Here is a 23,178-nt window from a genome sequence, read left to right as displayed (position 1 = left end):
GGAAAACCAGCGCGATGCGAATGGATTGCAAATCGCTGCTGCCACAGCAGGGATGCTTGTGCTCCTGGTCGCTTACCGTCACATCCGAAGGCCCCTAGCCGTCAATCCAAGGCATATCGATCGCCCCAAGCGACACAACGATCCCGAGGGCCACCAGAGCCACGCCCAGGCTACCTTCGAAGCGCCGGCCACGGGGCAGCAGCTTCTCGACGAAGACAGTAAGCGTCAAAAGCAGCATCCAGGCGATGCTCATGACGCCAGCCGCCACTAGCACGGCAAACAGCGCCCAGCAGCAGCCAAAGCAATAGAGGCCGTGGCGCAGCCCCATCTTGAGCGCGCCCACATGCCCCGCGCGCCAGTGCTGCGCAACGAAAGCAAGCGGCGAACGGCAATGGCTGAGGCAGATGTGCTTGAAGGCGGTGAACTGGTAGAGCCCGGCGACGGCAAGCGTGGCACCGAGCGCGAGCGGTGCCCATTTCGAACGCTGGGGTGGATCGAGGCTCGTTGCAAGGTCGCTACCGAGCTGGACCAGAACATACACGACAAGGCCCGCCGCCCCCCAGATGAGCAGATAGCCCGCGACGAAGGTCCACGTTGGGATGGCCACGTGCTGTTCGCGCCTCGCCTGCGCCGCCGCGAACATAAAGATCATCGGCGCCGCAGCTGGCAACATCATGGCCGCCATCATCACTGTCCACACGGCGAGAAAAGCGGCAGCGCCCGCCACTGACCAGCCGTCGGCGGCAATTCCGGCCATGGCCATGCCGGCCATGCCTTCCATACCCTCCATACCGCCACGCACCGCAATGCCCATGGGCATATCCATGCTGAAGGCCTGGTAGAGGGTGAGCGCCCACGCCGCTGCTGTCAGCCCGATGAGCGAAGCGAGTAGACCGAGCGGGATGCCGAGCAGATTCCGTGTGAATTGCCGGGATTTCCTGAGGAACCCGTCAGCCATCGTCATGTCCTAGTTCGGCCCGGTCCAGTCGAACGGAATGTGCTTGCTCGAACGGGCCGTGCCGGTCCAGTCGAGCCCGAAGCCTTTGGTGCTCACCTCGACAGAACGCCCCCAGGTGGCAACTTGGCCTGGGCCGACCTCTGAACCCGGTGGGTTGATCGTCTGCACCCGCTTGCCGGGTGGCGTGGTAGGCCCGGAAAGCGCTTCCGCGCGTCCGACGACGAGGCCAGGAATATCGACCCGCCAAGTGGCCAGGTCGCCCGCCACCTCAAAAGTGATCGGCACGAACTCCATGCCTCGCATCTCGCCCACATTGGCGGCAAAGCCCGCCGGCCAGCCGCCAGCCTGGCCACCGAAGATCATCTGCAGGGCTTCGCGCTGCCGCTCGTTCGCGTTCTCGTCGAGATACATCCCCATCACGGCCCTTGCCTCGCAGCCCAGAGATTGCCTTCGAACTCGCCGAGAGCCACCAGTGTCAGGCCGTCGAGCTTGACGTCGCCATACTGACCCTCGCGCACATGCCAGGCGAGCACACCCTGGCAGTGGTTGCCGGTTGGCCGCTGGGCGAACTCGCAAGGGCAAGGGATGTCGCAGCTGCAGATGTCGAACCAGTCGCCTGCGAGCCGCCATTGAGGCACTGCATTCATGGCTCATCCTCCCGAAAAATCGAGCATCGTATCATACGTCGATGGCGGGCCCCACTCCAGCTATTCGTGCGCAGCTCTGATTTTGAGACTGGCCCTTCACGTATAGTGGTCGAGCGGTCCACGGCTGCAGCTGGGCCACTTAGGTCCCGATGACGACCGTTCCCGAGACAGGATCGGTCACGCCGAGCTCGCCGCCGAAATCCTCCAGCAGGTCGCGCATCGTATCCAGAAGGCCGATCATCTGCGGTCGTGCCGCCGCCAGGCTATCCATGTCGTTCCATTCGCCGACGACGCAGAAGGTCCGATCCCCAGTTCTGATGAGCGCACCTTTGCGGAAGCCCTTGACGTCGAGCCTTGCCATCTTGTGCGCATCGATGAATGCCTGTTCCTTGCCTGGTTTGGTGGGGAACCGAACGACGTTGTAGGCAGTCATGTTCTCCTCCAGTCAAAAACCTTTGTTGAAAACCTTACGGACGGGCCTCGAGAACCATGTTGAACGGCGTCTCGGTGGCGCGGCGGAACCGCTTGAATCCGCCGCCGGCCACGACCTTGCGCAGCCTCGCTTCGCCAGCTTGGGCGCCAAGCCCCAGTCCGACTTCCTGGGAGAGCGATGCGGGCGTGCAGATGAAGGTAGAGGCGGCGTAGTAGATGCGGCCAACCGGGTTGAGATTCGCCGAAGGCTGGTCGTGCGCGAAAGGCTCGACGATCATCCAGGTGCCGTCCGGCTGCAGCGCCTTGTGCACATGTTTGGCCGCGCCTTCCGGATCGCCCATGTCGTGCAGGCAGTCGAAGAAGGCGACGAGATCGTAAGTGCCGGGAAAATCCTTGGCCGACGCCACTTCGAAGCGCGTGTTGCCGGCGACGCCTGCCTCCTTGGCCGCGGCGCGCGCCCGTTCGATGGACGGTGCATGATAATCGAAGCCAACGAAGCGGGAGTTTGGAAACGCTTTGGCCATCAGCACGGTCGAGGTGCCGTGGCCGCATCCGACATCAGCGACGTCTATGCCCCGCTGCAGCTTCTCGACCATACCGTCGAGCGCCGGCAGCCAGGAACCGATCAGGTTGGCGTTGTAGCCCGGCCGGAAGAAGCGTTCGGTGCCGCGGAACAGGCAGGCGCTGTGATCGTGCCAGCCCAGCCCCTTGCCGGAGCGGAAGGCCTGCCGCACCTTCTCCTCGTCGAGCCACAGCGTCTGCACGACCTCGAAGGCTCCGGCCATGAAGGCGGGGCTGTCCTCATTGACGAAGACCTGTTCCTGCTCAGGGCTGAGGTAGAATTTGTCGGCGGCTTCGTCATATTCGACATAGCCGGCGGCTGCCTGGGCCGACAGCCATTCGCGCACAAGTCGTTCCTGCGTGCCGGTCTTTTTGGCAAGCTGTCCGGCGGTCATCTTGCCGCCATCGCTCATGGCCGCGAACAAGCCGAGCCTATCGCCAAGCAGAACCGCGGCTCCTGTGGTGATGGCGCCCAGATCGCCGACCATCTTTCCAAGCAGCGCCTCAAGCTTTTTCTGGTCGGGTTGCGTCTCCTTAATGCGTTCCAGCATCGGCTTTCTCCTCCGGCTCGACCCCAAACACTTGCCACGGGCGACAAACCAGATCCCAGTCGCTGGGAAAGGCCCCGCCACATCTCTCGATAGTTCGCGCCCCAGCGGCTGACTGTTACGGCTTCACAGCAACGTGACCAGGCCTCTCAGGTTGATTGGCCCGGTGGCTGTGTTAGGCCCGGGTCGATCATCAGGGAACCGACATGGCAGCCAAGCGAAAACATCCGATGTTGCGCCGCTCGCAGGCGATGTGGGTGTCGCGGCGCGTCTGGCAGCCGCGCCTTGTCTTCTGGGCAGGCGCCATTTCGATCGGCCTGATCAGCGTCTTCTTCGCGATGCTGGCCGACGAATCGCAGATCCTGTTCCACACTTTGGTCGGCGCGGACACCGGGTGGCGCTTCTATCTGCCGTTTGCGGCAACACCGCTCGGCTTCGTGCTCTGCGCTTGGCTCGCCCAAGTGTTCTTTCCGGGTTCGCAAGGCAGCGGCATTCCGCAGGCGATTGCCGCGCGACATCTTCGCGAAGACGAGGACCGAAGCCATATTCTGTCGCTACGGCTAGTGGCCGGCAAAATAGCTCTTACTGTGGTTGGGCTCGCTTGCGGCGCCTCGATCGGCCGCGAAGGGCCGACAGTGCAGGTCGGGGCCTCGGTGATGCTGCAGGCTGCGCGCTGGGGCGGGATGGTGCAGGCACGGGGGCTGATCCTCGCTGGCTCCGCCGCCGGTATTGCGGCTGCATTCAACACGCCGCTCGCCGGCATCGTCTTCGCCATCGAGGAAATGGGGCGTGCCTATGAGGCTCGCACCAACGGGCTGGTTCTAACGGCGGTAATCCTCGCCGGCCTCGCCTCGCTGGGCCTGCTCGGCAACTACACCTATTTCGGGATAGCCAGGGACACTGTCGCCTTCGCCCGGGACTGGCCTCTGGTGCTGTCATGCGGCATCATCGGCGGCGGTGTTGGCGCGCTGTTCTCGCTGTTGGCTCTCAAGATAATGCGTCGCATTCGGCGCTGGAACACGCTGCAGCCATTATGGCGCACTCTGGCGGTGGCGGGCATCTGCGGGCTGGCGGTAGCGGGGATCGGCTTTGCTTCGGGCGGCCTTACCTATGGCACCGGCTACGCGCAGGCGCGGGAAGCCATCGAAGGAACGTCTCTACCGTCGTTCTTTTTCGTCGAGAAGTTCTTCGCCGGGCTGCTGTCGATGGTATCCGGGATTCCGGGGGGCATCTTCGCGCCGTCACTCGCTGTCGGCGCGGGCCTTGGCAGCACGCTGGGCCTCATTTTCGGCGCTGGCACTGGCACCGCCGCGCTGCTCGGCATGGCCGGTTATTTCGCCGGCGTCGTGCAGGCGCCGATGACGGCCTTCGTCATCATTCTCGAAATGACCGGCAACCACGACAATGTCATCGCGCTAATGTGCGCGGCGATGTTGGGTTACGGCACGGCAAGGCTCATCTCCAACGAACCGCTCTACCATGCGCTGTCGCGGGTGTTCATCGCCGAGGCAATCCGCCGGAAAAGAGCCAGAGACGTTGACGCGCAAGGCTCTATCGCTTCAAGCGGAATTTGAGTCCTGGAATAAACGGCGCTCAAGCTTCAGAAAGAAGAAGGCGCATCGCGCAACGTCGCCTCGCAGGCATCCCGTGCTCGATTTCTCGGCGCAGCACCTGGCGAAGCCGCTCCCCGGCTTCCGTATCGTCCAGAATCCGAAAGCCCACCTTCTGGTAGAATGGAGCGTTCCAGATCACGTCGCGGAAGGTGGTCAAGCTGAGTGCGATGAGGCCGCGGCCCCTCGCATCCGCGATTGCGTTCTCAAGCAAGGCGCGTCCGATCCCTAAACGCTGTCGATCAAGCCGAACGTCAAGTTCCCAGATATGTAGTGTGTCGTCCTGGATCTCAGCGCTCAGGAAGGCAACTGGTCTGTTGTCGTTCTCTACTGCGACCCAACATGTGCCGTTTGCAATCAGCTCGCGGTGGCGCTCGACGGTCTGGTTATCGTCATCGGCAATCCAGGCCAAATCCGCAATTTCACGGTAGGCCTCGCCCGTCGACTGCTCGATATCGGGTAAAGATTGGGCGTCGGCCTCTTGTGCAATTCGAACGTTGATCATGGCGATGTAGGCGTGGCTATTAGCGTCTTGCAGAGAACGACGTTGGAGTGTCCTTGGGGCCATTCTGCAAACTCAGCGACACGCATGAAGCCAGCCTTTTCATACATTCCCGGCGCTTGGAAGTCATAGCTTTGCACCCAAATCCGCCGAACACCGCGAATAGCAGCCTCAGTGACGAAAGCGTTCAATAACTCCCGGGCATATCCGCGTCCGCGATATGCTTCATCGACCCACAGCTGTTTGAGTTCGGAAGTCCCTGCCCAGGAATAGCCGGCAGCTACGCCGACGATGCGTCCCGCCTCGACTCGTATCACAAAGCCAAGCCCTTGGGCGTCACCGCGTCCTACTGCGTGCTGGTTGTGGACGAAGATACTGTCTTCAATGGCATCGATTTCAACTGCCGTAAGATCGTGATGGGCCTGGACGGTCATTTTGCGCGCTCTGTTCCCATGGGCCGACGCAAGACCGCCTCAAATGACAAACGCCCGGGACCGCCGACTGCAAGCGTTGCCAGCCCGGCCAAGTAAAGCAGGATGATTTCGTAGCCAACAGGCCCGAATCGGACCCCAGCTGTCGTCACCTCGGCAAACTTCACCGAGAAGAATCCATACTGGGAATGGACGGTGAACAATGCGGTAAAGCAGCACGACCGCCATCGGCACGCTGACGAATGGAATAAATGCACCCGCCAGCACGGCGCTACCGCCGATAAGCTCAACCAGTGTCGTCAGCCACGCCAGCAAATGCGGCACAGGAACCCCTAGCGTCTGAAGAACGCCGCCAAAGCTTTCTGGCCCCCTGCTGAGTTTGACATAGCCATGGGCCAGGAAGCCAAAGCCCACGATCAATCTTATCGGCAACGGTGCCCACCCGGCGGCAGCACCCGAGGGGGAGAGTGGAATTCTTAAAAAGAGCTGACGGAAACGCATCCTTGCGAACTTTCTTGTCTGTGCGATATGCGAGAAATCGGAGCCGTCGGAAAGAATCCGAGGTGGACGCCGACAGTTCGTTGTTCGCTCCGAGGCGACTGACCGTTACGGGGCTCACAGCAACGTGACCGCCGCCTGAAAACTCTCAGCGAGAGCAGGACCTAAATCGCCAATGCATCAAAACAACCGCGCTCGCTCACGAACCGCGGTCGACGTGTAGCCTCTCGTGAGCCGGACAAGGCTTCCTTCATGCAGATTTCAAAACATGAATGTCGTCGAAGTCCGCGAGCTTTGGATAAGCGATGGTTGGGGCATGCGCCAGACCGAGGAGCCGTTCACGGTAACGCACGAGGAAAATCCGGCGTTCACCGTCGCTGATGCGCGCAGGTGCGTGCACAAGGAAAGGCTCGATCACGGTAAAGCCGACGAAGTAGAGCATACCGTGGTTGATTGGAAAAAGGATTGATCCGATCGGGCCGTTCAGTCCCTGGTCCGAATAGATCGGCGGCGGCCCGCCGATTGTCACGGAACACATCGCGCGTTTTCCGGCGAAGACGCCGCGGTCATACCACTTGCCGCCGCCATAGATGCGGCCGCCTGATGCGAAGACTCGGTCAACCCAGCCCTTGAGAATCGCCGGCAGCCCGAACCACCAGAGCGGAAACTGAAGGATCAGTGCGTCGCACCAGAAGAGCTTGTCCATCTCCGTCTGGATGTCGGGAGCAAACCCATCGTTGACGGCAGCATTCGCCTCCTCGGCCTGCTGGCGATAGTAGTTCGCGTCGTGCACGGTCGTGAAGTTGCGGCGATCCGACACCGGATTGAAGCCCATCGCATAAAGGTCGGAGATAACGACCTCGTGCCCAGCCGCAGCCAGTGCTTGCTCGGCCGCGCGGGTCAGGGCGCCGTTGAAGCTGTTGGGCTCAGGGTGAGCGTGAACGATGAAGATGCGCACCGTGCGTTTCCAACTTGGCCGGAATGCCTATTTCTTGGGTGCCGAAAGGGTTCGCTCGGCGACCTGGTCGAGCGAGAAGACGCCGGCGCCGCGCGTCAGAATGAGGAGCAGCAACGAGGCCCACAGCAGGTGCTCCGCCCAGTTTTCCGGATAAACGAAGATCTGAATGACGGAGACGACGCCGAGCAGCATCAGCGCGGCGAGGCGCGAGAACAGCCCGAAGAAGACCAGCACCGAGCCCGTTAGCTCCGCGGTCGTCGCAAGCGGCGCCGCGATCGAAGGGTCGATGAACGGCAGATTGTATTCGTTGGCGAACAACTGCAGCGTCACCGGCCAGGACGCCAGCTTGCTCTGGGCCGATTGCCAGAATACATGTGCCACCGCCACGCGAGCTGCGAGTTGGACCAGCGAAAAAGGAATGTGTTCGGGCAGCTTGATGATGCGCCTGTAGAGGCCGACAAGGCCGGCCGGGTTGGACGAGGATTGCTCCGATATTGCGGTCATGACCGTCTCCGTCAGTTTGAGGGGAAATTCGAGGCGACCCGCACGTCGGTGACGAGCCTGTCGCGGAACAGACGCACGAGGGCCGAAACCAGGTCGAAGGCCGGGTCGAGCGCCAAGGCGCGGCCAGTGGCATTCTCGAGGCCGAAACCGTGCTTCAGCGAATGCCAGAACGCGAAGCTCGCGCGGTCGAGCAGAAAAAGCCGCACGTAATTCCCCGATCGCCACAACGCCACGCGTTCGGGGCGCCTTGCCCAACTGATGTTTTCGTCGACCGCCGTCTCCTGTTGATGCGCCATCCATACCGACAGGATCGACCAGTGCGAGACGATCAACCGCAGCGAGGGCTGGAGCTGTATATCCGGTGACAGCCCAAGATCGGTGCTGTCATATTCTGCGAGGCTGCGAGGCGGCAGCGACGCCGTGTCGAGCGCCTCCGCTATGGCCCATTCGAGACGCGCCGTTTCGGCGACGATTGGCATGTCGGACAACGTGTCGATCGTTTTCAGGAAGCGTGGAAAGCCGGCGCCATAACGTGCCAGCCGCGACTCGACTGGCGGATGCCGCCGAATGAATTCGCTTGCTGCAAAGCGGAAGAAGCGTTCGTCGACGAGGCGGACGGTCACGGGAAACACCGCCATCAGCGCTGCGGTGAGGGAACTGCGCGTGTTGTTCTGGTAAATCCGCAGGCGCGCCAACGGATCTGCCTTGCCGGCGGTCAACATATTTGCGGCGGCGACCGGCTCCATGGCCAGCACCGACCGCGCCATGGTGGTCTGCAAGTGTTCAAGCGGCAGCATGGTATTCCTCCTCGATTGAGACAAGCGCCACGGACATGCACGGCCTGGCGCATCTGGCAGCGGCGAACGCCGCTAGGACGGGCATGCTGGTCGTCGTTTCGCTGTGGACAGAAAGGTGGATCGGCGTCGCTCGCGTTTTGGTCGTTTGCTCGCGTCGCGCAGCTTGCTTGCGGTTGAACATGATCGACGCGGTCAGCATGTCGGCCCACATCGCTTCACCCAGCAGCACGTCGAGGATGGGAACGTCGGTGTCCCACTCGATCAAGGTTGGCCGCGGGCCAAGCCGGTCTATGGCATGCTGATAGAGCGCCCAGACGACGGGAGGCACGCGCGAGCCATGGTCGTCGATGAGCACGGTGTCGGCGCCGACGTGGTTGGTCGCATGGCCGGCAAGGTGGATTTCGCCGATCGCCTCTGCCGGCAGCGCATCGATGAAGGCCTTGGCGTCATATTGCAGATTGTGTGCCGAGACCTGGACGTTGTTGACGTCGAGCAGCAGACCGCAGCCGGTCCGAACCACGAGCTCGGCCAGAAACTCGGCCTCGCTCATTGAGGAGTCCGCAAAGGCGACGTAGGCAGACAGATTTTCGATCAGCACCCGCCGATTCAAAGTTTCCTGGACGGTCTCGACGTTGCGCGCGACGATCGCCAGCGCTTCTTCGTCGTAGCGCAGCGGCAAGAGATCGTTGAGATAGGCGCCGTCGGCGATACTCCAGGCGAGATGCTCGGAAACCAGATCGGGCTCGAAGCGGTCGCAGACCTTGCGCAGTCGCTCCAGATGATCGCGATCCAGACCTTGCGCGCTGCCCAGCGACAAGCCGACGCCGTGCACGGACAGCGGGTAGATCTGGCGCAGCCTTTCCAGCGCTTCGACGCCAGCGCCGTCACCCATGTAGTTCTCGGCGTGGACCTCGAGCCAGCCAGCTGACGGGCGCCGCGTCAGCATCTCGGAGATGTGAGGCGAGCGAAGACCAATGCCCGCCGAAGCAGGGATTGCAAGAGGTGAAAACATGCTGGACATCGGTCTCCTCCATTCTGGTCTGGTTGGCTCGAGGTGGAAGTTGCTAGGCTTTCGGCTTGTCGCTGCCGCCCGCGATCTTGGCGCAGCTGCCGGCGGGCACGTAGAGCCAGGAATCCGGCTGGTTGTCGGTGGTCGCGGTGCCGGCGCAGGAATGCGTCGCGGTCTGGCAGTCGTTCTGGCCGGCCTTGACCACGCCGTAGCATTTCTCGAAGGCGAAGCCGGGCTTGGCGGCGGGGCCGCTGTATGCCGCCGTCGCGGCGAGCGTGGTGGCAGCCGCGAGGGCCGATCCGATAAGGGTCTTAGTGTTGATCACAGACTTGTCTCCTGGTTGGCGTTTCGAGGGAAAGACCGGCCTTAGGCCCGTCTGCAGATCAGTCTCTCCGATCGTGGCGCCGAGCTGAAATGCTGTCTCGGCATGGAATTGATACGCGGCCACTATGTTCAGGAGCTCGGCGCGAAAAAGCCCTCCGGCGGGGCACCGGAGGGCTTGGCACCTGCGTTCGGGAGTATGCGATGCAGGCGCGGCTAGGCGGGAGGGAGACGCCTAGATGTGTTGGGTTCGACAACCGGTGGCCGGGCGTTCGTCGGTGCTGAAAAGATCAGTCGCAAGCCAGCCTTCGGCACATTGTCGACCTCTGTCACGCATATCTGTCAGTTCGCCCCAGTCGATCCAGGGTCTGACGAAGAGTGCAGCCCCTGCTCGGTATTGACTGTCGAAGATGGTATGAACCGGCGCGCATTTGGTCGCGCAATGGGTGGAGGAAAAGCTGCGATCCGGACATAGCGTCGTGAACAGCGAAGGCCTGCCCGCGATGATCAGGCGGTGGCTCGTTTTCGGTGATCGAGCAGACGGCAATTGCGAGATGTCCCCGTCCCCCCAATAAGTATCGCCGTCGATCTCGATCGGCTGGGAGAGGTACGGGACTGTCGCTGCTGCCACGATCGCGTCAATCGACAGCTGCTCACCGGAAAATATCTTCACAGCATCGGTGCGGGCATTGACGGCCAGGACGCCCAGTTTCACCGGGCAGTCTTCGTTATTGATCTGCTCGAGCTCGATCGACTGTTCCAGCATCGATCGCAGCAGGCTCGTTCTGTCGATGGCGAACATCGAGGCATGGCTGACGCGCCGCCAGAAGTTGGCAAGTGCCGTGCGTGCGCCGCGCCTGCCGCCGACGCTTAAGCCATAGACGAAGACCGCCGCCTGCATTGCTGTAAAGCCCGACGCGGTAACGCCACTCACGCTGGAGTTGGCCTCGTCCAGCAGGCGATCGAGCACGCCCCAGACAAAAGCACCATGTGCGTCGTTTGCCAGCACGATTTCGATCGTCCGGTCTTCTACACTAAGATCCGCCACTGAGATGGTGGGTTGGTCTCTTTGCATTGCGGACTGAGCAAGCATGGTTTGGTCTCCCTCCCAAGATCGTCACCAAGACGACTGGGGAGAGACTGCCGCATCTTCTTGACCAGCCGAAATGCCGAGGTGGCATGAAGTCCATAGGCAGATTGCATTGGCTGCCGGTCTTCACGCACCGCACTCTTCATCCCGATCCGGGGCGATGGGCATCGCTTGGCTGGAGCCGCTGCCAGAACGGCGGCCTGGAACAGGAGACGGATGATGAAAAGACAATTGGCCTGTGTGGCTGCGCTTACAATTGGTCTTGGTGCGAGCCCAGCTTCAGCCGACCCGTTCAGCGACCTCGCCGAATTGCCGACGTTCTATACGGACGCCACGATGAAGACGATGAAACCGATGGCTGGGTTCAAGAAGGCCTGGTTCGCCATGCCGAAGCATGACCGGGTCAAGATGACCAAGGCGTGTAACGACCCGGCAACGAGCAAGTCCCACGCCCAATTCTGCGCCAACATGCTTGCTTTGGGCGGAACCAATTAGCGGTGCTCGCAAAGCGCCCTTGGAATACGGAGCCGGCATAAACTTCATTCGCAGACGGCATTGGCGAGTTGAGCGCCGGATGAAGCAAAGTCCACCTCGGCAAGATGGAACAATAGAGTTCCAAAAGCCGCCAGTCACCAGCGCAGTCGTCAAAATGGCGATTGCACAACTCCAGAGAAGGTTCTCACCATGAATATCAAAGCTATCTGCTTTGGCGCTTTCGCCCTTTCGGTTATTGGCGGGGTGGCCTTCGCCGGCGTCCTAGACGAGCCATCGAACATGCAGCCCTTCTTCACTGATTCGGGCTTGAAGACGATGAAGTCGAGTGCCGATTTCGAGATGGCATGGAAAGCCACACCGAAGGCGATGCAGGCCTCAATGATGAAGGAATGCAATGACGCCGCCATGAGCAAGCCGCATGCTCAGTTCTGCGCCCGGCTTTTTGCCCTGGGTCATCACAGCTGATAGCCCTCAGTGTCAGCTGCGACTGGATTGGATGGCGGGCCTTGGCCCGCCATCGTCGTATGACGAAACGCTATCGACTTTATAGCCCCCGCGCATTGGCATGATCCGATCCATTGCGGCAGTCTTCGAGCATGCAAATGCATCTATGCAGCTGAGGGACGATAGGCATGGACATCCACCACATCCGCTACTTCCTGGCCGTTTGCGAGACCCGGAATTTCACGCGCGCGGGCGAGAAGTGCAATGTTACACAGCCGGCGCTGTCGCGCGCCATCCAGCAGCTCGAGGATGAGGTCGGCGGCCTGTTGTTTCGCCGCGAGCGAAACCTGACGCACCTCACGGATCTCGGTGCCTTGTTGCGCCCGCGGTTCCAGCAGATTCTCGATGAGGTGAGCGGCGTGCGCCAGGAAGCGTCGAAATTCCTCTGCCTGGAAAACGCAAATCTCAAGGTCGGGGTGATGTGCACAATCGGCCCGCGCCGATTTACCGGTCTGTTGACGGATTTCAACAGGCGCCAGCAGGGCATCCAGCTGCAGCTGGTGGAGGGCGTTCCGGCTTCCCTTTCGCAACTCTTGGAAGCCGGTGAGATCGATGTCGCCATCATGGCGTCCAGCAACAGTTTTCCTGAGCGCTTCGACGTCACCCCGCTTTATCGCGAACGGTTCGTCCTCGCGTTCCCCAACGGGCATCGGCTGGCTCGCAACGACAATGTTGCCATCTCGGAACTCGACGGCGAGAACTATCTCAGACGCCTGAATTGCGAGTATCGGGATTATCTTGCCGGCCTCTGCAACGAACGCGGCGTAAAGCTCAGGATCTCCTACGCCAGCGAACGCGAAGACTGGATTCAAAACATGGTCTCAGGCGGGCTGGGAATCTGCTTCATCCCGGAATTCAGCGCCGTCATCCCGGGATTGCAGATCAGGCCAGTCGTCGATCCTGAAGTCTGGCGCGAAGTCTCCCTCGTTGTGGTTGCTGGGCGCCGCTTCTCGCCGGCGACGTCGACCTTCGTGAACAGCGTCAAGGCGCACAGCTGGCCGGAAAGTGGCATCGATCTGTCGGTAAGGAAGAGTGCTGCATAGCATTTTCGAAGTGAAGCCTAACGCCGCGATTAAATGTCGTGGCGGGACAGTCGCGTTGGTGCGGTCGTCCACCATAGTTTTCAGGTATCGAATTAAGAGCCAGTCAGCATTTCTCTTTTTTCGAGGCTACCGTCACTCTCCTCCTATGCCCCGCTTCCGCGATTGGGCACCGACAAAGGAGAACTAGACATGGCTTCCAAGACTATTGCATTGCGGGTGCCGCTGAAGCTGGCGCTGACACTCGGACTTCTCACCGCGACCGCCGCGTTTTCAGTGGCCCCGGTTTTCGCCGGCGACTGCCCCGCCGGCCAGGCCGCCACCACGGACATCCAGGAACATCCGAGCAAGCCCGTCGGCGTGACCGACACGGTGCTTTCAGCAATCGATCTGAGCAGCAAGGGCGAAGCCTGGAAAGGCAACATGCTGCGCCTTCGCAAGCTCGTCGTTCAGCCCGGCGGCGTCGTGCCGTGGCATGAGCACAATGTCCGCCCGGCAAACATTCTGGTCGTCGAGGGCTCGATCACAGAATACCGCAGCACATGCAAGGTCGGGATCGAACATCCGGCGGGCGACGTGACTGCCGAGTTCGGCCAGCTCGCCCACTGGTGGAAGAACAACGGCAAGGTGCCGGCCGTCCTCTATTCCGCCGACGTTCTGCCGCCGGCAATGCACGAAGACCACATGATGTGAGCCGCTCGTCGCGGTGAAGAAATCCCAGGCGTTAGAAACCAAAAACCTGTCCTCGGGCGACGCCCGAGGACCTGGCAACGGAGCCCGCCATGACGACCAGTGAACATTCCGAACCGACGCGGCTTCGCATGGTTGCCGCGGACAGCTGGCGCTTCGGCCTGATCGCATTGATCGCGTTCCTCACGCTCGTCGACCTGTTCGCCACCCAGGCCATCCTGCCTTCACTGGTGACAAAATTCGGGGTCAGCCGCGCAACCATGGGCTTCGCCGTCAACGCCAGCACCTTCGGCATGGCGGTGGCCGGTGTCGCCATCGCTCTCTTCGGGCGCAGCATCGATCGCCGCAATGGCATCTGGATCAGCCTGGCCATCCTGGCGATCCCGACGACGCTGCTTTCGCAGACGGACAATATTGTGGTCTTCGCCCTGCTGCGCGTAGCGCAAGGCCTTTGCATGTCGACCGCGTTCACGCTCACCATGGCCTACCTGGCGGAGCATTTTTCCGCCCGGCAGACCACGAGCGCGCTTGCCGCTTATGTGACCGGCAATGTTGCCAGCAACTTTTTCGGCCGGCTGATGTCGGCGGCCGTCGCCGACATGTTTGGCATCTCCACCAACTTCCTGACCTTCGCCGCCCTCAATCTGTTTGGCGCGGCTCTTGTCTGGTTCACGCTGCAGAAGACCTCGGCAATGATGCGCGCAGACCTGGACGGCCAGCCTGTCCGCGCCGCCTGGAAAGCGCCGTTGCGGAACGTCGAACTGCGGGCCTGTTTTTCGATCGGCTTCCTGATCCTGTTCGTCTTTATCGGCACGTTCACCTACGTGAATTTCCAGCTCGTTGCGGTGCCGCTTTCGCTCACGCCGATGGCCTTGGGCGCCGTCTATTTCGTCTTCCTGCCATCGATGCTGACGACCCCGCTTGCCGGCCGAGTCGCGGCGGGCTTTGGCCCAAGGGGAGGGATTGGGGCAACGCTTGCGCTGGCGATCGTCGGCTTGCTTCTGCTGCTTTTACCCAGTCTTCCGATCGTTCTTGCCGGAATGACCCTGGTTGCCGTCGGCACCTTCCTGGCTCAGGCCATAGCCACGGGACATGTCAGCCGGACTGCGTCGCGCGATCGCGCTGCCGCAAGCGGCATTTATCTCGCGTCCTACTACGGCGGCGGGCTCGCTGGCAGCTTCCTCATCGGACAGATCTACGACCGTGTCGGCTGGACCGCATGTGTGGTCGTGCTGGCGGCGGTTCTCGCCGGCGCGATCGCGATCGCGCGCGTGCTGCGAACGCCCAAGGCCTGAGACCTGAAATCCAAACTTAGTTATCCAACCAAGGAGACCGACATGACCAACCAACTCAAAACTCTGCTTGCAGGCGCCGCCATGCTGATGACGGTCATCATTCCTGCCGCCGCCTCGGACGGCGTCGTCACGGTGAAGAGCGACTACTCGGTCGCCGAGACCGTCGCCCGCATCAAGAAGGACGTTCTCAAGAAAGGCCTCATGTTTTTTGGCGTCATCGACCAGGCAAAGCTCGGCAACAAGGCTGGTAATGACGTCAAGCCGTCGCGTCTGGTGATGTTCGGCAATCCTGCGCTCGGCACGACCTTCATCACGTCCAATCCCGAGGCCGGGCTCGACTGGCCTGTGCGCGTGCTTGTCTACCAGACCGCGGATGGCTCGGTTTACGCCGCCTACAGCGATTTCGACTGGATCGCCAAGCGGCATGGAATCACGGACCGTCCCGCGCAGTTCAAGATGGCGACCGAAGTCATTCAGTCGGTGACCTCAACCGTCAAAAAGAACTGAGGGACGGGCAGGGGAGGTAGCCGGATATCGGGTGGGCATGCGACGCATGCCGCCTGGCCCGGCAAACCTATTCGGCGGCGGACAAGGCCTTTGCCCGCTCGCCGAACCATTTCTTCTGCGTTGCTTCGCGGACCAGCGCGCCGACGGCAGGCGAATGCCTGCGGCCGCGCACCGTGACCAGATTGACGTCACGCCAGAATTCCGGCTCCGTGATCGGCAGGGACACCACGCCAGGATGCTTGACGGTATGCTCCGGCATGAAGCCGAAGCCAAGCCCGGCGGCGATCATCGCCAATGTCCAGTCGTCGCGATCACTCCAGTAAACCGGACTGACCGTCACGCCTTGCTCAGCAAGGATGGCATCCGCGTAGCCAGCGAACTCGCAATTGTTGCGGTGGATGTAGCTTTCGTTGCTCATATCCTTGACCCGCACCATGCGCTGGTTGGCAAGGCGATGGGTCAGGTGAACGGCCATCACCATCTGCTCCTGGAAAAGCGGCAGGGAGTGCACTTCTTCGTCGGGAACGTCTGAGGGCAACGCATAGATGGCAGCCTCGAGCTCGCCCTCGAGCAGCCTTTTCCTGAGGCTCACCGCGGCCGCATCGCAAAGATGCAACTCAACGCCAGGATGGTGCGCGCGCACGGCTGCTATGAGCTCGATAATCTCGTCCGGAGCGATGGTGCTCATGATGCCGACCTTGAGCGGCATCTTCTTCAGGGTCACATACTGCTCGGCGATCTGCTTTGCCTGGCGTGAATTCTCGAAGACGCCTTCGAGATAGGTCTCGACCATGCGGCCGAGCTCGGTGAGGTGAGTGAAGCGGCGCTCACGGTGGAAAAGCGGCCCGCCGAATTCATCTTCCAGAAGCTTGATCGCGCGCGACAAAGCCGGCTGCGTGACATTGCACTGCTCGGCCGCCCTGGTGAAATTCAGCTCCTTGGCGACGGCCAAGAAGTATCGAACCTGGCTGATCTCCACTGCACGCTCCCCTCACTGGACGCGCATACGGCATGACCCGCGTAGCCACGCAATCTTACTAGCTGCCGTTAGGTCAAACAACCCGACCGGTCGATCGAGGTCCGGGGCTTGGAAAAACCAACGATCTGACCGTCAGCTATCGAATCCATGTCTCAACGGCATTTCCGCAGCTTGCGGCGGTTCACCATACTACTCCTCAGATCCAGAGCCGGCCAGCGCCGTGGCTCGTAGCCGCGCAATCAGAAGGACAAGACGATGCTCAAAGGTAAGACAGCACTCATCACCGGTTCAACAAGCGGCATCGGGCAAGGCATTGCCGAGGCCTTTGCGGCCAAAGGCTGCAACATCGTCCTGAACGGCTTTGGCGACGCCACCGAGATCGAACGCCTGAGGACCAAGCTCGCGGCCGATCATGAGGTCACCGTTCGATACGACAATGCTGACATGAGCAAGGGCGACGCGATCACCTCGATGATGGACAAGGCCATCGCCGAGTTCGGCGCCATCGACATACTGGTCAACAATGCTGGCATTCAGCATGTCGCGCCGATCGATGACTTCCCGACAGAGAAATGGGAAGCGGTCGTGGCGATTGATCTGATGTCTTCGTTCTATACGATCCGACGCGCCCTGCAGGCGATGAAGGCGCGCAAATGGGGTCGCATCATTAATGTGGCCTCGGCGCACGCTCTCGTCGCCTCGCCATACAAATCCGCCTATGTCGCGGCCAAGCATGGCGTCGCCGGCCTGACCAAGACCGTCGCGCTGGAGGTTGCCGAACAGGGCATTACGGTCAACGCCGTCTGCCCCGGTTACGTGCTCACGCCGCTTGTCAAGAAGCAGATACCCGACACTGCAAAGGCCCGCGGGATCACCGAGCAGCAGGTGATCAAGGATGTTCTGTTGGCCGCTCAACCCACCAAGCAGTTCGTCACGGTCGAGCAGGTTGCCGCACTCTGTCTGTTCCTGGCATCGGACGAGGCGGCCTCGATCACCGGCGCCGTGTTGCCGATTGAAGGCGGTTGGACCGCTCACTAGACCCGCACGAGGAGCGAAGGCCATGAACAAGATCACGCAGAATCTCTCCGCCTCGCAAGCAGAACCGGCGACTGGACACCAGAGCGACGTCAAACGTCAGACCGTCCTCGTCCTTCAAGGCGGCGGCGCGCTTGGCGCCTATCAGGCCGGGGTCTACCAGGCGCTGGTCGAGGGCGGCATCGAACCGGACTGGGTCATAGGCACGTCCATCGGCGCCATCAACGCCGCGCTGATTGCCGGAAACCAGCCCGGCGATCGTCTGCCCAGGCTTCAGGAATTCTGGGATGGTGTCAGCCGAAGCAGTCCATTCGACGAATTTTTCCGGATGATGGTTCCGAGCAACATCTTTGCCAACATGGGCACGGTGATGCTCGGCATCCCGGGATTTTTCGAGCCGAATCCGAGCGCCATGTTTGGGGTCAACCGCGAAGTCGGTGTCGAGAACGCGTCCTATTACACCACGGATCCGCTCAAAAGGACGCTGAACAATCTGGTCGATTTCGACTACCTCAACGGTCGCCACACGCGGCTGACGGTCGGCGCGGTCAACGTCAACACCAGCGAGCTCAAATACTTCGATACGCGCGAGATGAACCTGTCGGCGGTGCACATCATGGCGTCGGGCGCCCTGCCGCCGGCGTTTCCGGCAGTCTGCATCGACGGCGAACCCTATTGGGACGGCGGCATCTATTCAAACACGCCGATCGAGGTGGTGCTGGATGCGCGCCCCAGGCGCGACGCGCTGATCTTTGCGGTCAACATGTGGCAGCCCCGCGCAACCGAGCCGAAATCAATCTGGCAGGTCATGGGCCGGCAAAAGGATCTTCAATACGCCAGCCGCGGCCGGAGCCACGTTGCACGGCAAGAGCAACTGCATCGGTTGCGGCATGTCGTGCGCGAAATGGGAAAGCTGGTTCCCGAGGAGCGTCGCGAGGATCCGATGTTCAAGGAACTCGCCTCCTATGGCTGCCCGTCGGTCATGCACCTCGTCCGCCTACTTTCCCCACGGCTCGACGGCGAGGACCATACCAAGGACATCGACTTCACCCGCTCGGGCATCCGCACGCGCTGGCAGGCAGGATACGAGCACGGGCAGCGCGTCCTCACCGACAAGCCCTGGGAATGCGAGGTCGACATGCTTCAGGGCATCGTGATCCACGAATCCCAAGAGTGATGTGCCGCGCCGAGAAGGATACGGAGACCACCGATGCAGATCATCACCCCCGGCATGCGGTTGATTCCGGAAGCGGTGCTCGCCAACGATGCGGCGCTCTTCCGCACGATCCCGGAGACCCCCTCGCACGCGGACAAGTCACTGCATCGCGTGGTCATTGTGGGCGGCGGCGCGGGCGGCCTGGAACTGGCGACACGCCTCGGCCGCAAGTTCGACAAGCGGCTTTCCGTCACGCTTGTCGACCGAAACCGCACCCATATTTGGAAACCGCTTTTGCATGAGGTGGCATCTGGCGCCTTGAGCGTGTCGCACGACGCGGTCGAATACATCGCCCATGCCAGCCGCCACGGCTACCGCTACCGAATTGGCGAGGTCGTCGGCATCGATCGTGCCAAGCGCCAGGTCTTCGTCGCGCCCAGCTTCGACGATGACGGCCGCCAGGTCATCCCGCCACGTGTTCTGGGATACGACACGCTGGTCATGGCCGTCGGCAGCGTCAGCAATGATTTCGGCACGCCGGGCGCCGCGCGCCATGCCATTGCGCTCGACACCGCCGAGCAGGCCGCCCGGTTCAACAAGCGCATGATCGACGCATGCCTGCGCGCCAATGCGCAATACGAGCAGCTTTCGCCTGGTCAGCTTCATTGCGTCATCGTCGGTGCCGGTGCCACGGGTGTCGAACTGGCGGCGGAGCTGCACAAGTCGATGCGGGAGATTGCGTCGCACAATCTCGACAATATCGATTTCGAAAGGCTGATCCGCATCACCATCGTCGAAGCCGGGCCGCGGATCCTGCCTGCATTGCCTGAGGAATTGGCGAGCGCAACGGCACGGTTGCTGATCAAGCTGGGCGTCCAGATACGATGCGGGATCAAGGTCACCGAAGTGACCGAGGACGGCATCCGGCTGGGTGACAAGCTGTTCGTGCCTGCCGAATTGGTCGTCTGGGCGGCCGGAATCAAGGCGCCGGAATTCCTGAAGGGCCTTGATGGTCTTGAGACCGACCGCATCAACCGCCTGATCGTTGACGAAACCTTGCGGGCGGTCGGAGATAAGAACGTGTTCGCGATTGGCGACTGCGCGAACTGCGCGCTGCCGGGCGAAGAAAACGCGTTGCCGCCGCGTGCCCAAACGGCCCATCAGCAGGCAGACCACATGGCCAAGGTGATTGCAGCACGTCTCGCAGGTCGTGCCGAGCCGGCATATCGCTACCGCGACTATGGTTCCCTGGTTTCGCTGGCCGACTACGGTGCGTTCGGCAGCCTGATCGGCGGACTGAAGATCGAAGGTCTCGTTGCGAGGCTCGTCTATCGCTCGCTGCACAAGATGCATCTCAAGGCGGTGCACGGCTTGGCGAAGACCGTGCTGGCTTCGATCGGCGAGATGATCGTCAGGCGCGCCAGACCGCGGATCAAGCTTCACTGAGCGCGGCGGAGGAGGCGGTGCAATGGAAAAGTATGACGTCGTGATCCTGGGTGGCGGCAATGCCGGAATGGGCGCCACGGTAGCGACGCGCACCGCCGGACTTTCCGTCGCCATGATCGAGGCTCGCGATCTTGGCGGCACATGCCCTAATCGCGGCTGCACGCCGAAGAAGGTGCTGGTTGCGGCGGCCCATGCGCTCGACGAGATCGGAAGAGCCGGCAATCATGCAATCGAAATCGAACCGCCGAGGCTTGATTGGCGAGCCCTGATCGAGCGGGAAGAGGACATCATCGCGGATATCCCATCCCGGCTGTCCGGATTGATGGCCAAGCGAGGCGTCGATGTCATCCACGGCGAGGCCGCATTTATGGCCAGCAATGCCGTCCGCGTCGGCGCCCGAGAGATCGAGGCCAGAAACATCGTCATCGCCACCGGCTCGAAGCCGCGCCCGCTGTCGATCCCCGGGTCGGAATTTCTGACCACGTCCGACGATGTTCTGAGCGATCCTGTGTTGCCTCGCGCCGTGGTGTTCATTGGCGGCGGCGTTATTGCCTTCGAGCTGGGTCACGTCTATGCGCGCGCCGGCGTCGAGGTCACCATCCTCGAGGCGCTACCGCAACTCCTCAGAGGCTTCGACGAGGATGCCGTTTCCCAAATCCGAGCCGAGAGCGAGCGGCTTGGCCTCAGGATCCATACCAAGGCCTGGGTCACGAAGATCGAAAAGACCGACGGGCGGCTGCGGGTGAGCTTCGCGAAGGATGGCGCCGAATGCTCGGTCAACGCGGATCGGGCCGTCAATTGCGCGGGGCGCGTGGCCAATGTCGAGGGGCTCGATCTTGGGGCGGGTGTCATCGTGCATCGCGAAGGCCGCATCGAGATTGACGAGCATCTGCGCTCGCGTTCCAATCCAGACATCTATGTCTGCGGCGATGCCGTATGGAGCTCTCCGCAGCTTTCGCCGGTAGCGACCTATGAAGGCGGGATCGTCGGCCGCAACATCGTCGACGGCCCGAGGCATCGCCCGGACTACGGTCACATACCTGCTGCCCTCTACAGCATTCCGGCCGTGGCGGCCGTCGGTTTGACCGAGGCCGAGGCGAGGGAACGCGGCTTCATCGTCAAGGTCCACCTGAACGATATGCAAGGCTGGCTCTCCGCCAGGACTAACGCGGAGCCGATCGCATGGTCGAAGATCATCGTCGAGGAAACGACAGGCAGGATCCTTGGGGCTCACCTGGTCGGCCATGCCGGCGAAGAGCTGATCCACACCTTTGCGCTCGCGATGAAGCACGGCATCACGGCACCAGAGTTGTCTGAGATGGTCTGCGCTTTCCCGACTTTCACAGCGGATATCAGGAACATGATGTAACGCGTCGGGCCAGGCCAGCGAACGTAGAGCGGAGGTCCGGGATGCGTCGATGCACGCAAGGCATCAAAACCATGCAGGAAAAACATGGCGATTGCCGAGGGGTTACGGTGGTAGGCTATGCGGGACACGTGAAAGCGCAGACATGGCCGCTGACGACCAGGCAATGACATTCGAGCAGTCCGTCCAGGCAGCCATCGAACTTGATGCGCCCCTCAATGAACGGCTGGCCGTGATTGCCGCGGCGGTTCGCCGTCTGAACTCGGAATTCGCTGACGCCGTCGAGCGACTGGTGGACCGCCTCGAGAAGCAAGGTGCAGGCACAATGGCGCCGGCTCCTGGCGAAGCCATGCCCGGTTTCCTGTTGCCTGATGACGATGGCAGGCTCGTCAGCCTCGCCGAAATCCTGGCCAAGGGCCCAGCCGTAATCACCTTTCAGCGCGGACACTGGTGTCCTTATTGCCGCTTGAACGCCATCGGGATTGTCGAGGTGCATCGCGAGATCGCGGAACTGGGAGGACAGGTGGTTGCGATCATGCCGGAGCGGCGCAAATTCGCGAAGGCGATGAAGGCACTGGTCGGCGCACAATTCCCTTTTCTGGTCGACATGGACAACGGGTATGCGTTGTCGCTCAACCTCGCGATCTGGGTCGGCGCCGAAATGGAGCGGCTTATGGGCCTGGGGTTCGACATCCCTAACTATCAGGGCAACAGCAGCTGGTTCATGCCTATTCCAGCCACCTTCATTGTCGGAACGGACGGGATCATCAGGGATCGCTTTGTCGATCCGGACTACCGCCGCCGCATGGACATCGACGACCTGATCGCGGCGCTCAGGCGGGCTCGCTGACGCCGAAGGACGACCAGTCGGCCGCCCTCAAAAGGTTGAGCAGCGTTGTCGCGACAGGCGAGCGATGCCTGCCGGCTACCGCATAGACGGAAACGATCCGAGAAACGTCCAGGTCACGCAGCTTGAGCCGGCGGGTGTTCGAGGATCGCGGTGCCGTCAGCGACACGAAGCCGACCCCAGCGTTGGCTTCGAGCAACGCCAGAAGGTCCTGATCGGTCTCGACTTCATGCGCCGTTCGAGGCGTAAGACCCCTGGCGGACAGGGAGCGCGACAGCTCCTCGCTCGTCTCCCAATCGATCCGACTGAGCACGGGTTCGGCGGCAAGCTGCGCCAGCGCGACATCGGCCTCGTTTCGCCGGGCGAGCGGATGGTCTGAATTTACAGCGAGTTCAATCTCTTCCCGAAACAGCGGCCATACGTCCAGGCGGTCCCAAGCCGGTCCCAGGGGGCCGGCAATTGCCAGCTCGACGTCGCCACTCTTCAACGCGTCGACGACAGCAGCGGGCGAACCACGATTGATCTTGAGGTGGGCGCCGGGATAGGCCCGGAAAAGCTCCGTGAAGGGCGAAACCAGTAACGCTATGTTGATGCTGTTGGATATCGTGACGTTGAGGGGTGCCACGTCACTGCTTTGCACAGCCTTGGCCAGTGACTTGGCGGAAGTGGCCGCATCATAGCACTGTTGCAGCAGGGGCAGCATTCGACGCCCAAGCTCGGTAAGGTGCGAGTGCTGACGCTCGCGCCGAAGTAGCTCTCCCCCTAGCTCCTCTTCAAGCGTCTTGATCGCGCGCGTAAGGGCCGGCTGAGTGACGTTGCACTCCTCGGCCGCCCTGGTGAAATTTAACGTGTTAGACAGGGCCAAAAAATAGCGGACCTGCTGCATCTCCATGAAATCTCGCCCCCTCAGCGAAATGGTTTATCAGCGACGGCGCATATTGCGAGACTAACC

The 23,178-nt window shown here is 61.6% G+C and carries 28 protein-coding genes; 12 read left to right on the top strand and 16 right to left on the bottom strand.

Annotated features, from left to right (window positions below):
* Nucleotides 1–94 precede the first annotated feature (94 nt).
* The 5 genes from CK219_RS05145 to CK219_RS05130 form a co-directional block, all read right to left on the bottom strand.
* A complete protein-coding gene (locus CK219_RS05145) occupies nucleotides 95–958 on the bottom strand; it encodes a DUF2182 domain-containing protein (RefSeq protein ID WP_095766163.1) in 864 nt (287 codons plus the stop codon).
* Nucleotides 959–967: 9 nt separating this feature from the next.
* Complete coding sequence (locus tag CK219_RS32545) at nucleotides 968–1,369, bottom strand: DUF1326 domain-containing protein (protein ID WP_280950854.1); 402 nt, start codon at nucleotides 1,367–1,369, stop codon at nucleotides 968–970.
* A gap of 5 nt (nucleotides 1,370–1,374) precedes the next feature.
* Complete coding sequence (locus CK219_RS32540) at nucleotides 1,375–1,605, bottom strand: DUF1326 domain-containing protein (RefSeq protein ID WP_280950853.1); 231 nt, start codon at nucleotides 1,603–1,605, stop codon at nucleotides 1,375–1,377.
* Nucleotides 1,606–1,744: 139 nt separating this feature from the next.
* The gene (locus CK219_RS05135; RefSeq protein WP_095765700.1) at nucleotides 1,745–2,038 is read right to left on the bottom strand and encodes an antibiotic biosynthesis monooxygenase; all 294 of its coding nucleotides are present in this window, start codon (nucleotides 2,036–2,038) and stop codon (nucleotides 1,745–1,747) included.
* A gap of 34 nt (nucleotides 2,039–2,072) precedes the next feature.
* Complete coding sequence (locus CK219_RS05130; protein ID WP_095765699.1) at nucleotides 2,073–3,149, bottom strand: class I SAM-dependent methyltransferase; 1,077 nt, start codon at nucleotides 3,147–3,149, stop codon at nucleotides 2,073–2,075.
* A gap of 203 nt (nucleotides 3,150–3,352) precedes the next feature.
* Between CK219_RS05130 and CK219_RS05125 the strand changes: the two genes are divergently transcribed.
* The gene (locus CK219_RS05125) at nucleotides 3,353–4,720 is read left to right on the top strand and encodes a chloride channel protein (protein ID WP_095765698.1); all 1,368 of its coding nucleotides are present in this window, start codon (nucleotides 3,353–3,355) and stop codon (nucleotides 4,718–4,720) included.
* 19 nt (nucleotides 4,721–4,739) lie between these two features.
* Here the strand turns inward: CK219_RS05125 and CK219_RS05120 are convergent, their stop codons facing one another.
* From CK219_RS05120 to CK219_RS05080, 9 genes are all read right to left on the bottom strand, one after another.
* Nucleotides 4,740–5,261 (bottom strand): GNAT family N-acetyltransferase, encoded by a 522-nt coding sequence (locus tag CK219_RS05120; protein ID WP_095765697.1) that lies wholly within the window; start codon nucleotides 5,259–5,261, stop codon nucleotides 4,740–4,742.
* Nucleotides 5,258–5,692 (bottom strand): GNAT family N-acetyltransferase, encoded by a 435-nt coding sequence (locus CK219_RS05115; protein WP_095765696.1) that lies wholly within the window; start codon nucleotides 5,690–5,692, stop codon nucleotides 5,258–5,260. The genes CK219_RS05120 and CK219_RS05115 overlap by 4 nt, the downstream gene beginning before the upstream one ends.
* A 39-nt stretch (nucleotides 5,693–5,731) precedes the next feature.
* Nucleotides 5,732–6,190: a DoxX family protein gene (locus tag CK219_RS05110; protein ID WP_210199987.1), complete on the bottom strand. Its 459-nt coding sequence runs from the start codon at nucleotides 6,188–6,190 to the stop codon at nucleotides 5,732–5,734.
* A 247-nt stretch (nucleotides 6,191–6,437) separates the two neighbouring features.
* Entirely contained in the window at nucleotides 6,438–7,145 is a 708-nt protein-coding gene (locus CK219_RS05105) for an NAD(P)H-dependent oxidoreductase (protein ID WP_095765695.1), read from the bottom strand.
* Between the two features lie 27 nt (nucleotides 7,146–7,172).
* Nucleotides 7,173–7,649, bottom strand: a complete 477-nt coding sequence (locus CK219_RS05100; protein ID WP_095765694.1) for a DoxX family protein — start codon at nucleotides 7,647–7,649, stop codon at nucleotides 7,173–7,175.
* Between the two features lie 11 nt (nucleotides 7,650–7,660).
* Nucleotides 7,661–8,416, bottom strand: coding sequence for a DNA-binding domain-containing protein (locus tag CK219_RS05095; RefSeq protein WP_280950869.1), 756 nt, complete (start codon nucleotides 8,414–8,416; stop codon nucleotides 7,661–7,663).
* 16 nt (nucleotides 8,417–8,432) lie between these two features.
* Nucleotides 8,433–9,467 (bottom strand): DUF692 domain-containing protein, encoded by a 1,035-nt coding sequence (locus CK219_RS05090; protein WP_095765692.1) that lies wholly within the window; start codon nucleotides 9,465–9,467, stop codon nucleotides 8,433–8,435.
* Nucleotides 9,468–9,510: 43 nt separating this feature from the next.
* Nucleotides 9,511–9,780: a DUF2282 domain-containing protein gene (locus tag CK219_RS05085; protein WP_095766162.1), complete on the bottom strand. Its 270-nt coding sequence runs from the start codon at nucleotides 9,778–9,780 to the stop codon at nucleotides 9,511–9,513.
* 231 nt (nucleotides 9,781–10,011) lie between these two features.
* A complete protein-coding gene (locus CK219_RS05080; RefSeq protein WP_095765691.1) occupies nucleotides 10,012–10,869 on the bottom strand; it encodes a hypothetical protein in 858 nt (285 codons plus the stop codon).
* 213 nt (nucleotides 10,870–11,082) lie between these two features.
* Between CK219_RS05080 and CK219_RS05075 the strand changes: the two genes are divergently transcribed.
* The 6 genes from CK219_RS05075 (at nucleotide 11,083) to CK219_RS05050 (ending at nucleotide 15,397) form a co-directional block, all read left to right on the top strand.
* Nucleotides 11,083–11,361 carry a hypothetical protein gene (locus CK219_RS05075; RefSeq protein WP_141245295.1) on the top strand — a complete coding sequence of 93 codons (279 nt, stop codon included), beginning with the start codon at nucleotides 11,083–11,085 and terminating at the stop codon, nucleotides 11,359–11,361.
* Between the two features lie 189 nt (nucleotides 11,362–11,550).
* Nucleotides 11,551–11,826, top strand: a complete 276-nt coding sequence (locus CK219_RS05070) for a hypothetical protein (protein ID WP_095765689.1) — start codon at nucleotides 11,551–11,553, stop codon at nucleotides 11,824–11,826.
* A gap of 167 nt (nucleotides 11,827–11,993) precedes the next feature.
* Complete coding sequence (locus CK219_RS05065; protein WP_095765688.1) at nucleotides 11,994–12,908, top strand: LysR family transcriptional regulator; 915 nt, start codon at nucleotides 11,994–11,996, stop codon at nucleotides 12,906–12,908.
* Between the two features lie 189 nt (nucleotides 12,909–13,097).
* A complete protein-coding gene (locus CK219_RS05060; RefSeq protein WP_042646811.1) occupies nucleotides 13,098–13,598 on the top strand; it encodes a cupin in 501 nt (166 codons plus the stop codon).
* A gap of 89 nt (nucleotides 13,599–13,687) precedes the next feature.
* Nucleotides 13,688–14,890 carry an MFS transporter gene (locus CK219_RS05055; RefSeq protein WP_095765687.1) on the top strand — a complete coding sequence of 401 codons (1,203 nt, stop codon included), beginning with the start codon at nucleotides 13,688–13,690 and terminating at the stop codon, nucleotides 14,888–14,890.
* A gap of 81 nt (nucleotides 14,891–14,971) precedes the next feature.
* Nucleotides 14,972–15,397 (top strand): DUF302 domain-containing protein, encoded by a 426-nt coding sequence (locus CK219_RS05050; RefSeq protein WP_245340417.1) that lies wholly within the window; start codon nucleotides 14,972–14,974, stop codon nucleotides 15,395–15,397.
* A 67-nt stretch (nucleotides 15,398–15,464) separates the two neighbouring features.
* Here CK219_RS05050 and CK219_RS05045 read toward each other — a convergent pair whose 3' ends face one another.
* A complete protein-coding gene (locus CK219_RS05045) occupies nucleotides 15,465–16,376 on the bottom strand; it encodes a LysR family transcriptional regulator (RefSeq protein WP_095765685.1) in 912 nt (303 codons plus the stop codon).
* 255 nt (nucleotides 16,377–16,631) lie between these two features.
* On the opposite strand from CK219_RS05045, the gene CK219_RS05040 reads away from it, so the two are divergent.
* From CK219_RS05040 to CK219_RS05020, 5 genes are all read left to right on the top strand, one after another.
* Nucleotides 16,632–17,414, top strand: coding sequence for a 3-hydroxybutyrate dehydrogenase (locus tag CK219_RS05040; RefSeq protein ID WP_095765684.1), 783 nt, complete (start codon nucleotides 16,632–16,634; stop codon nucleotides 17,412–17,414).
* A gap of 22 nt (nucleotides 17,415–17,436) precedes the next feature.
* Nucleotides 17,437–18,588, top strand: coding sequence for a patatin-like phospholipase family protein (locus CK219_RS05035; protein ID WP_095765683.1), 1,152 nt, complete (start codon nucleotides 17,437–17,439; stop codon nucleotides 18,586–18,588).
* 33 nt (nucleotides 18,589–18,621) lie between these two features.
* Nucleotides 18,622–20,013, top strand: a complete 1,392-nt coding sequence (locus CK219_RS05030) for an NAD(P)/FAD-dependent oxidoreductase (RefSeq protein ID WP_245340398.1) — start codon at nucleotides 18,622–18,624, stop codon at nucleotides 20,011–20,013.
* Between the two features lie 22 nt (nucleotides 20,014–20,035).
* Nucleotides 20,036–21,382, top strand: coding sequence for an NAD(P)/FAD-dependent oxidoreductase (locus CK219_RS05025; RefSeq protein WP_095765682.1), 1,347 nt, complete (start codon nucleotides 20,036–20,038; stop codon nucleotides 21,380–21,382).
* Nucleotides 21,383–21,524: 142 nt separating this feature from the next.
* A complete protein-coding gene (locus CK219_RS05020) occupies nucleotides 21,525–22,229 on the top strand; it encodes a peroxiredoxin-like family protein (protein WP_095765681.1) in 705 nt (234 codons plus the stop codon).
* Here CK219_RS05020 and CK219_RS05015 read toward each other — a convergent pair.
* Nucleotides 22,213–23,118, bottom strand: a complete 906-nt coding sequence (locus CK219_RS05015) for a LysR family transcriptional regulator (RefSeq protein ID WP_095765680.1) — start codon at nucleotides 23,116–23,118, stop codon at nucleotides 22,213–22,215. The genes CK219_RS05020 and CK219_RS05015 overlap by 17 nt on opposite strands.
* Between the last annotated feature and the right edge of the window lie 60 nt (nucleotides 23,119–23,178).

This window comes from Mesorhizobium sp. WSM4313 (assembly GCF_002294725.1).
Taxonomy (GTDB): domain Bacteria; phylum Pseudomonadota; class Alphaproteobacteria; order Rhizobiales; family Rhizobiaceae; genus Mesorhizobium.
This window is presented reverse-complemented; position numbering and strand designations above follow the sequence as displayed.

What these genes read in the sequence shown, in the direction of transcription:
- CK219_RS05145 (WP_095766163.1), bottom strand. Translation starts at nt 958, where the DNA reads ATGGCTGACGGGTTCCTCAGGAAATCCCGGCAATTCACACGGAATCTG.
- CK219_RS32545 (WP_280950854.1), bottom strand. Translation starts at nt 1,369, where the DNA reads ATGTATCTCGACGAGAACGCGAACGAGCGGCAGCGCGAAGCCCTGCAG.
- CK219_RS32540 (WP_280950853.1), bottom strand. Translation starts at nt 1,605, where the DNA reads ATGAATGCAGTGCCTCAATGGCGGCTCGCAGGCGACTGGTTCGACATC.
- CK219_RS05135 (WP_095765700.1), bottom strand. Translation starts at nt 2,038, where the DNA reads ATGACTGCCTACAACGTCGTTCGGTTCCCCACCAAACCAGGCAAGGAA.
- CK219_RS05130 (WP_095765699.1), bottom strand. Translation starts at nt 3,149, where the DNA reads ATGCTGGAACGCATTAAGGAGACGCAACCCGACCAGAAAAAGCTTGAG.
- CK219_RS05125 (WP_095765698.1), top strand. Translation starts at nt 3,353, where the DNA reads ATGGCAGCCAAGCGAAAACATCCGATGTTGCGCCGCTCGCAGGCGATG.
- CK219_RS05120 (WP_095765697.1), bottom strand. Translation starts at nt 5,261, where the DNA reads ATGATCAACGTTCGAATTGCACAAGAGGCCGACGCCCAATCTTTACCC.
- CK219_RS05115 (WP_095765696.1), bottom strand. Translation starts at nt 5,692, where the DNA reads ATGACCGTCCAGGCCCATCACGATCTTACGGCAGTTGAAATCGATGCC.
- CK219_RS05110 (WP_210199987.1), bottom strand. Translation starts at nt 6,190, where the DNA reads ATGCGTTTCCGTCAGCTCTTTTTAAGAATTCCACTCTCCCCCTCGGGT.
- CK219_RS05100 (WP_095765694.1), bottom strand. Translation starts at nt 7,649, where the DNA reads ATGACCGCAATATCGGAGCAATCCTCGTCCAACCCGGCCGGCCTTGTC.
- CK219_RS05095 (WP_280950869.1), bottom strand. Translation starts at nt 8,416, where the DNA reads ATGGCGCGGTCGGTGCTGGCCATGGAGCCGGTCGCCGCCGCAAATATG.
- CK219_RS05090 (WP_095765692.1), bottom strand. Translation starts at nt 9,467, where the DNA reads ATGTCCAGCATGTTTTCACCTCTTGCAATCCCTGCTTCGGCGGGCATT.
- CK219_RS05080 (WP_095765691.1), bottom strand. Translation starts at nt 10,869, where the DNA reads ATGCTTGCTCAGTCCGCAATGCAAAGAGACCAACCCACCATCTCAGTG.
- CK219_RS05075 (WP_141245295.1), top strand. Translation starts at nt 11,083, where the DNA reads ATGATGAAAAGACAATTGGCCTGTGTGGCTGCGCTTACAATTGGTCTT.
- CK219_RS05070 (WP_095765689.1), top strand. Translation starts at nt 11,551, where the DNA reads ATGAATATCAAAGCTATCTGCTTTGGCGCTTTCGCCCTTTCGGTTATT.
- CK219_RS05065 (WP_095765688.1), top strand. Translation starts at nt 11,994, where the DNA reads ATGGACATCCACCACATCCGCTACTTCCTGGCCGTTTGCGAGACCCGG.
- CK219_RS05060 (WP_042646811.1), top strand. Translation starts at nt 13,098, where the DNA reads ATGGCTTCCAAGACTATTGCATTGCGGGTGCCGCTGAAGCTGGCGCTG.
- CK219_RS05055 (WP_095765687.1), top strand. Translation starts at nt 13,688, where the DNA reads ATGACGACCAGTGAACATTCCGAACCGACGCGGCTTCGCATGGTTGCC.
- CK219_RS05050 (WP_245340417.1), top strand. Translation starts at nt 14,972, where the DNA reads ATGCTGATGACGGTCATCATTCCTGCCGCCGCCTCGGACGGCGTCGTC.
- CK219_RS05040 (WP_095765684.1), top strand. Translation starts at nt 16,632, where the DNA reads ATGCTCAAAGGTAAGACAGCACTCATCACCGGTTCAACAAGCGGCATC.
- CK219_RS05035 (WP_095765683.1), top strand. Translation starts at nt 17,437, where the DNA reads ATGAACAAGATCACGCAGAATCTCTCCGCCTCGCAAGCAGAACCGGCG.
- CK219_RS05030 (WP_245340398.1), top strand. Translation starts at nt 18,622, where the DNA reads ATGCAGATCATCACCCCCGGCATGCGGTTGATTCCGGAAGCGGTGCTC.
- CK219_RS05025 (WP_095765682.1), top strand. Translation starts at nt 20,036, where the DNA reads ATGGAAAAGTATGACGTCGTGATCCTGGGTGGCGGCAATGCCGGAATG.
- CK219_RS05020 (WP_095765681.1), top strand. Translation starts at nt 21,525, where the DNA reads ATGGCCGCTGACGACCAGGCAATGACATTCGAGCAGTCCGTCCAGGCA.
- CK219_RS05015 (WP_095765680.1), bottom strand. Translation starts at nt 23,118, where the DNA reads ATGGAGATGCAGCAGGTCCGCTATTTTTTGGCCCTGTCTAACACGTTA.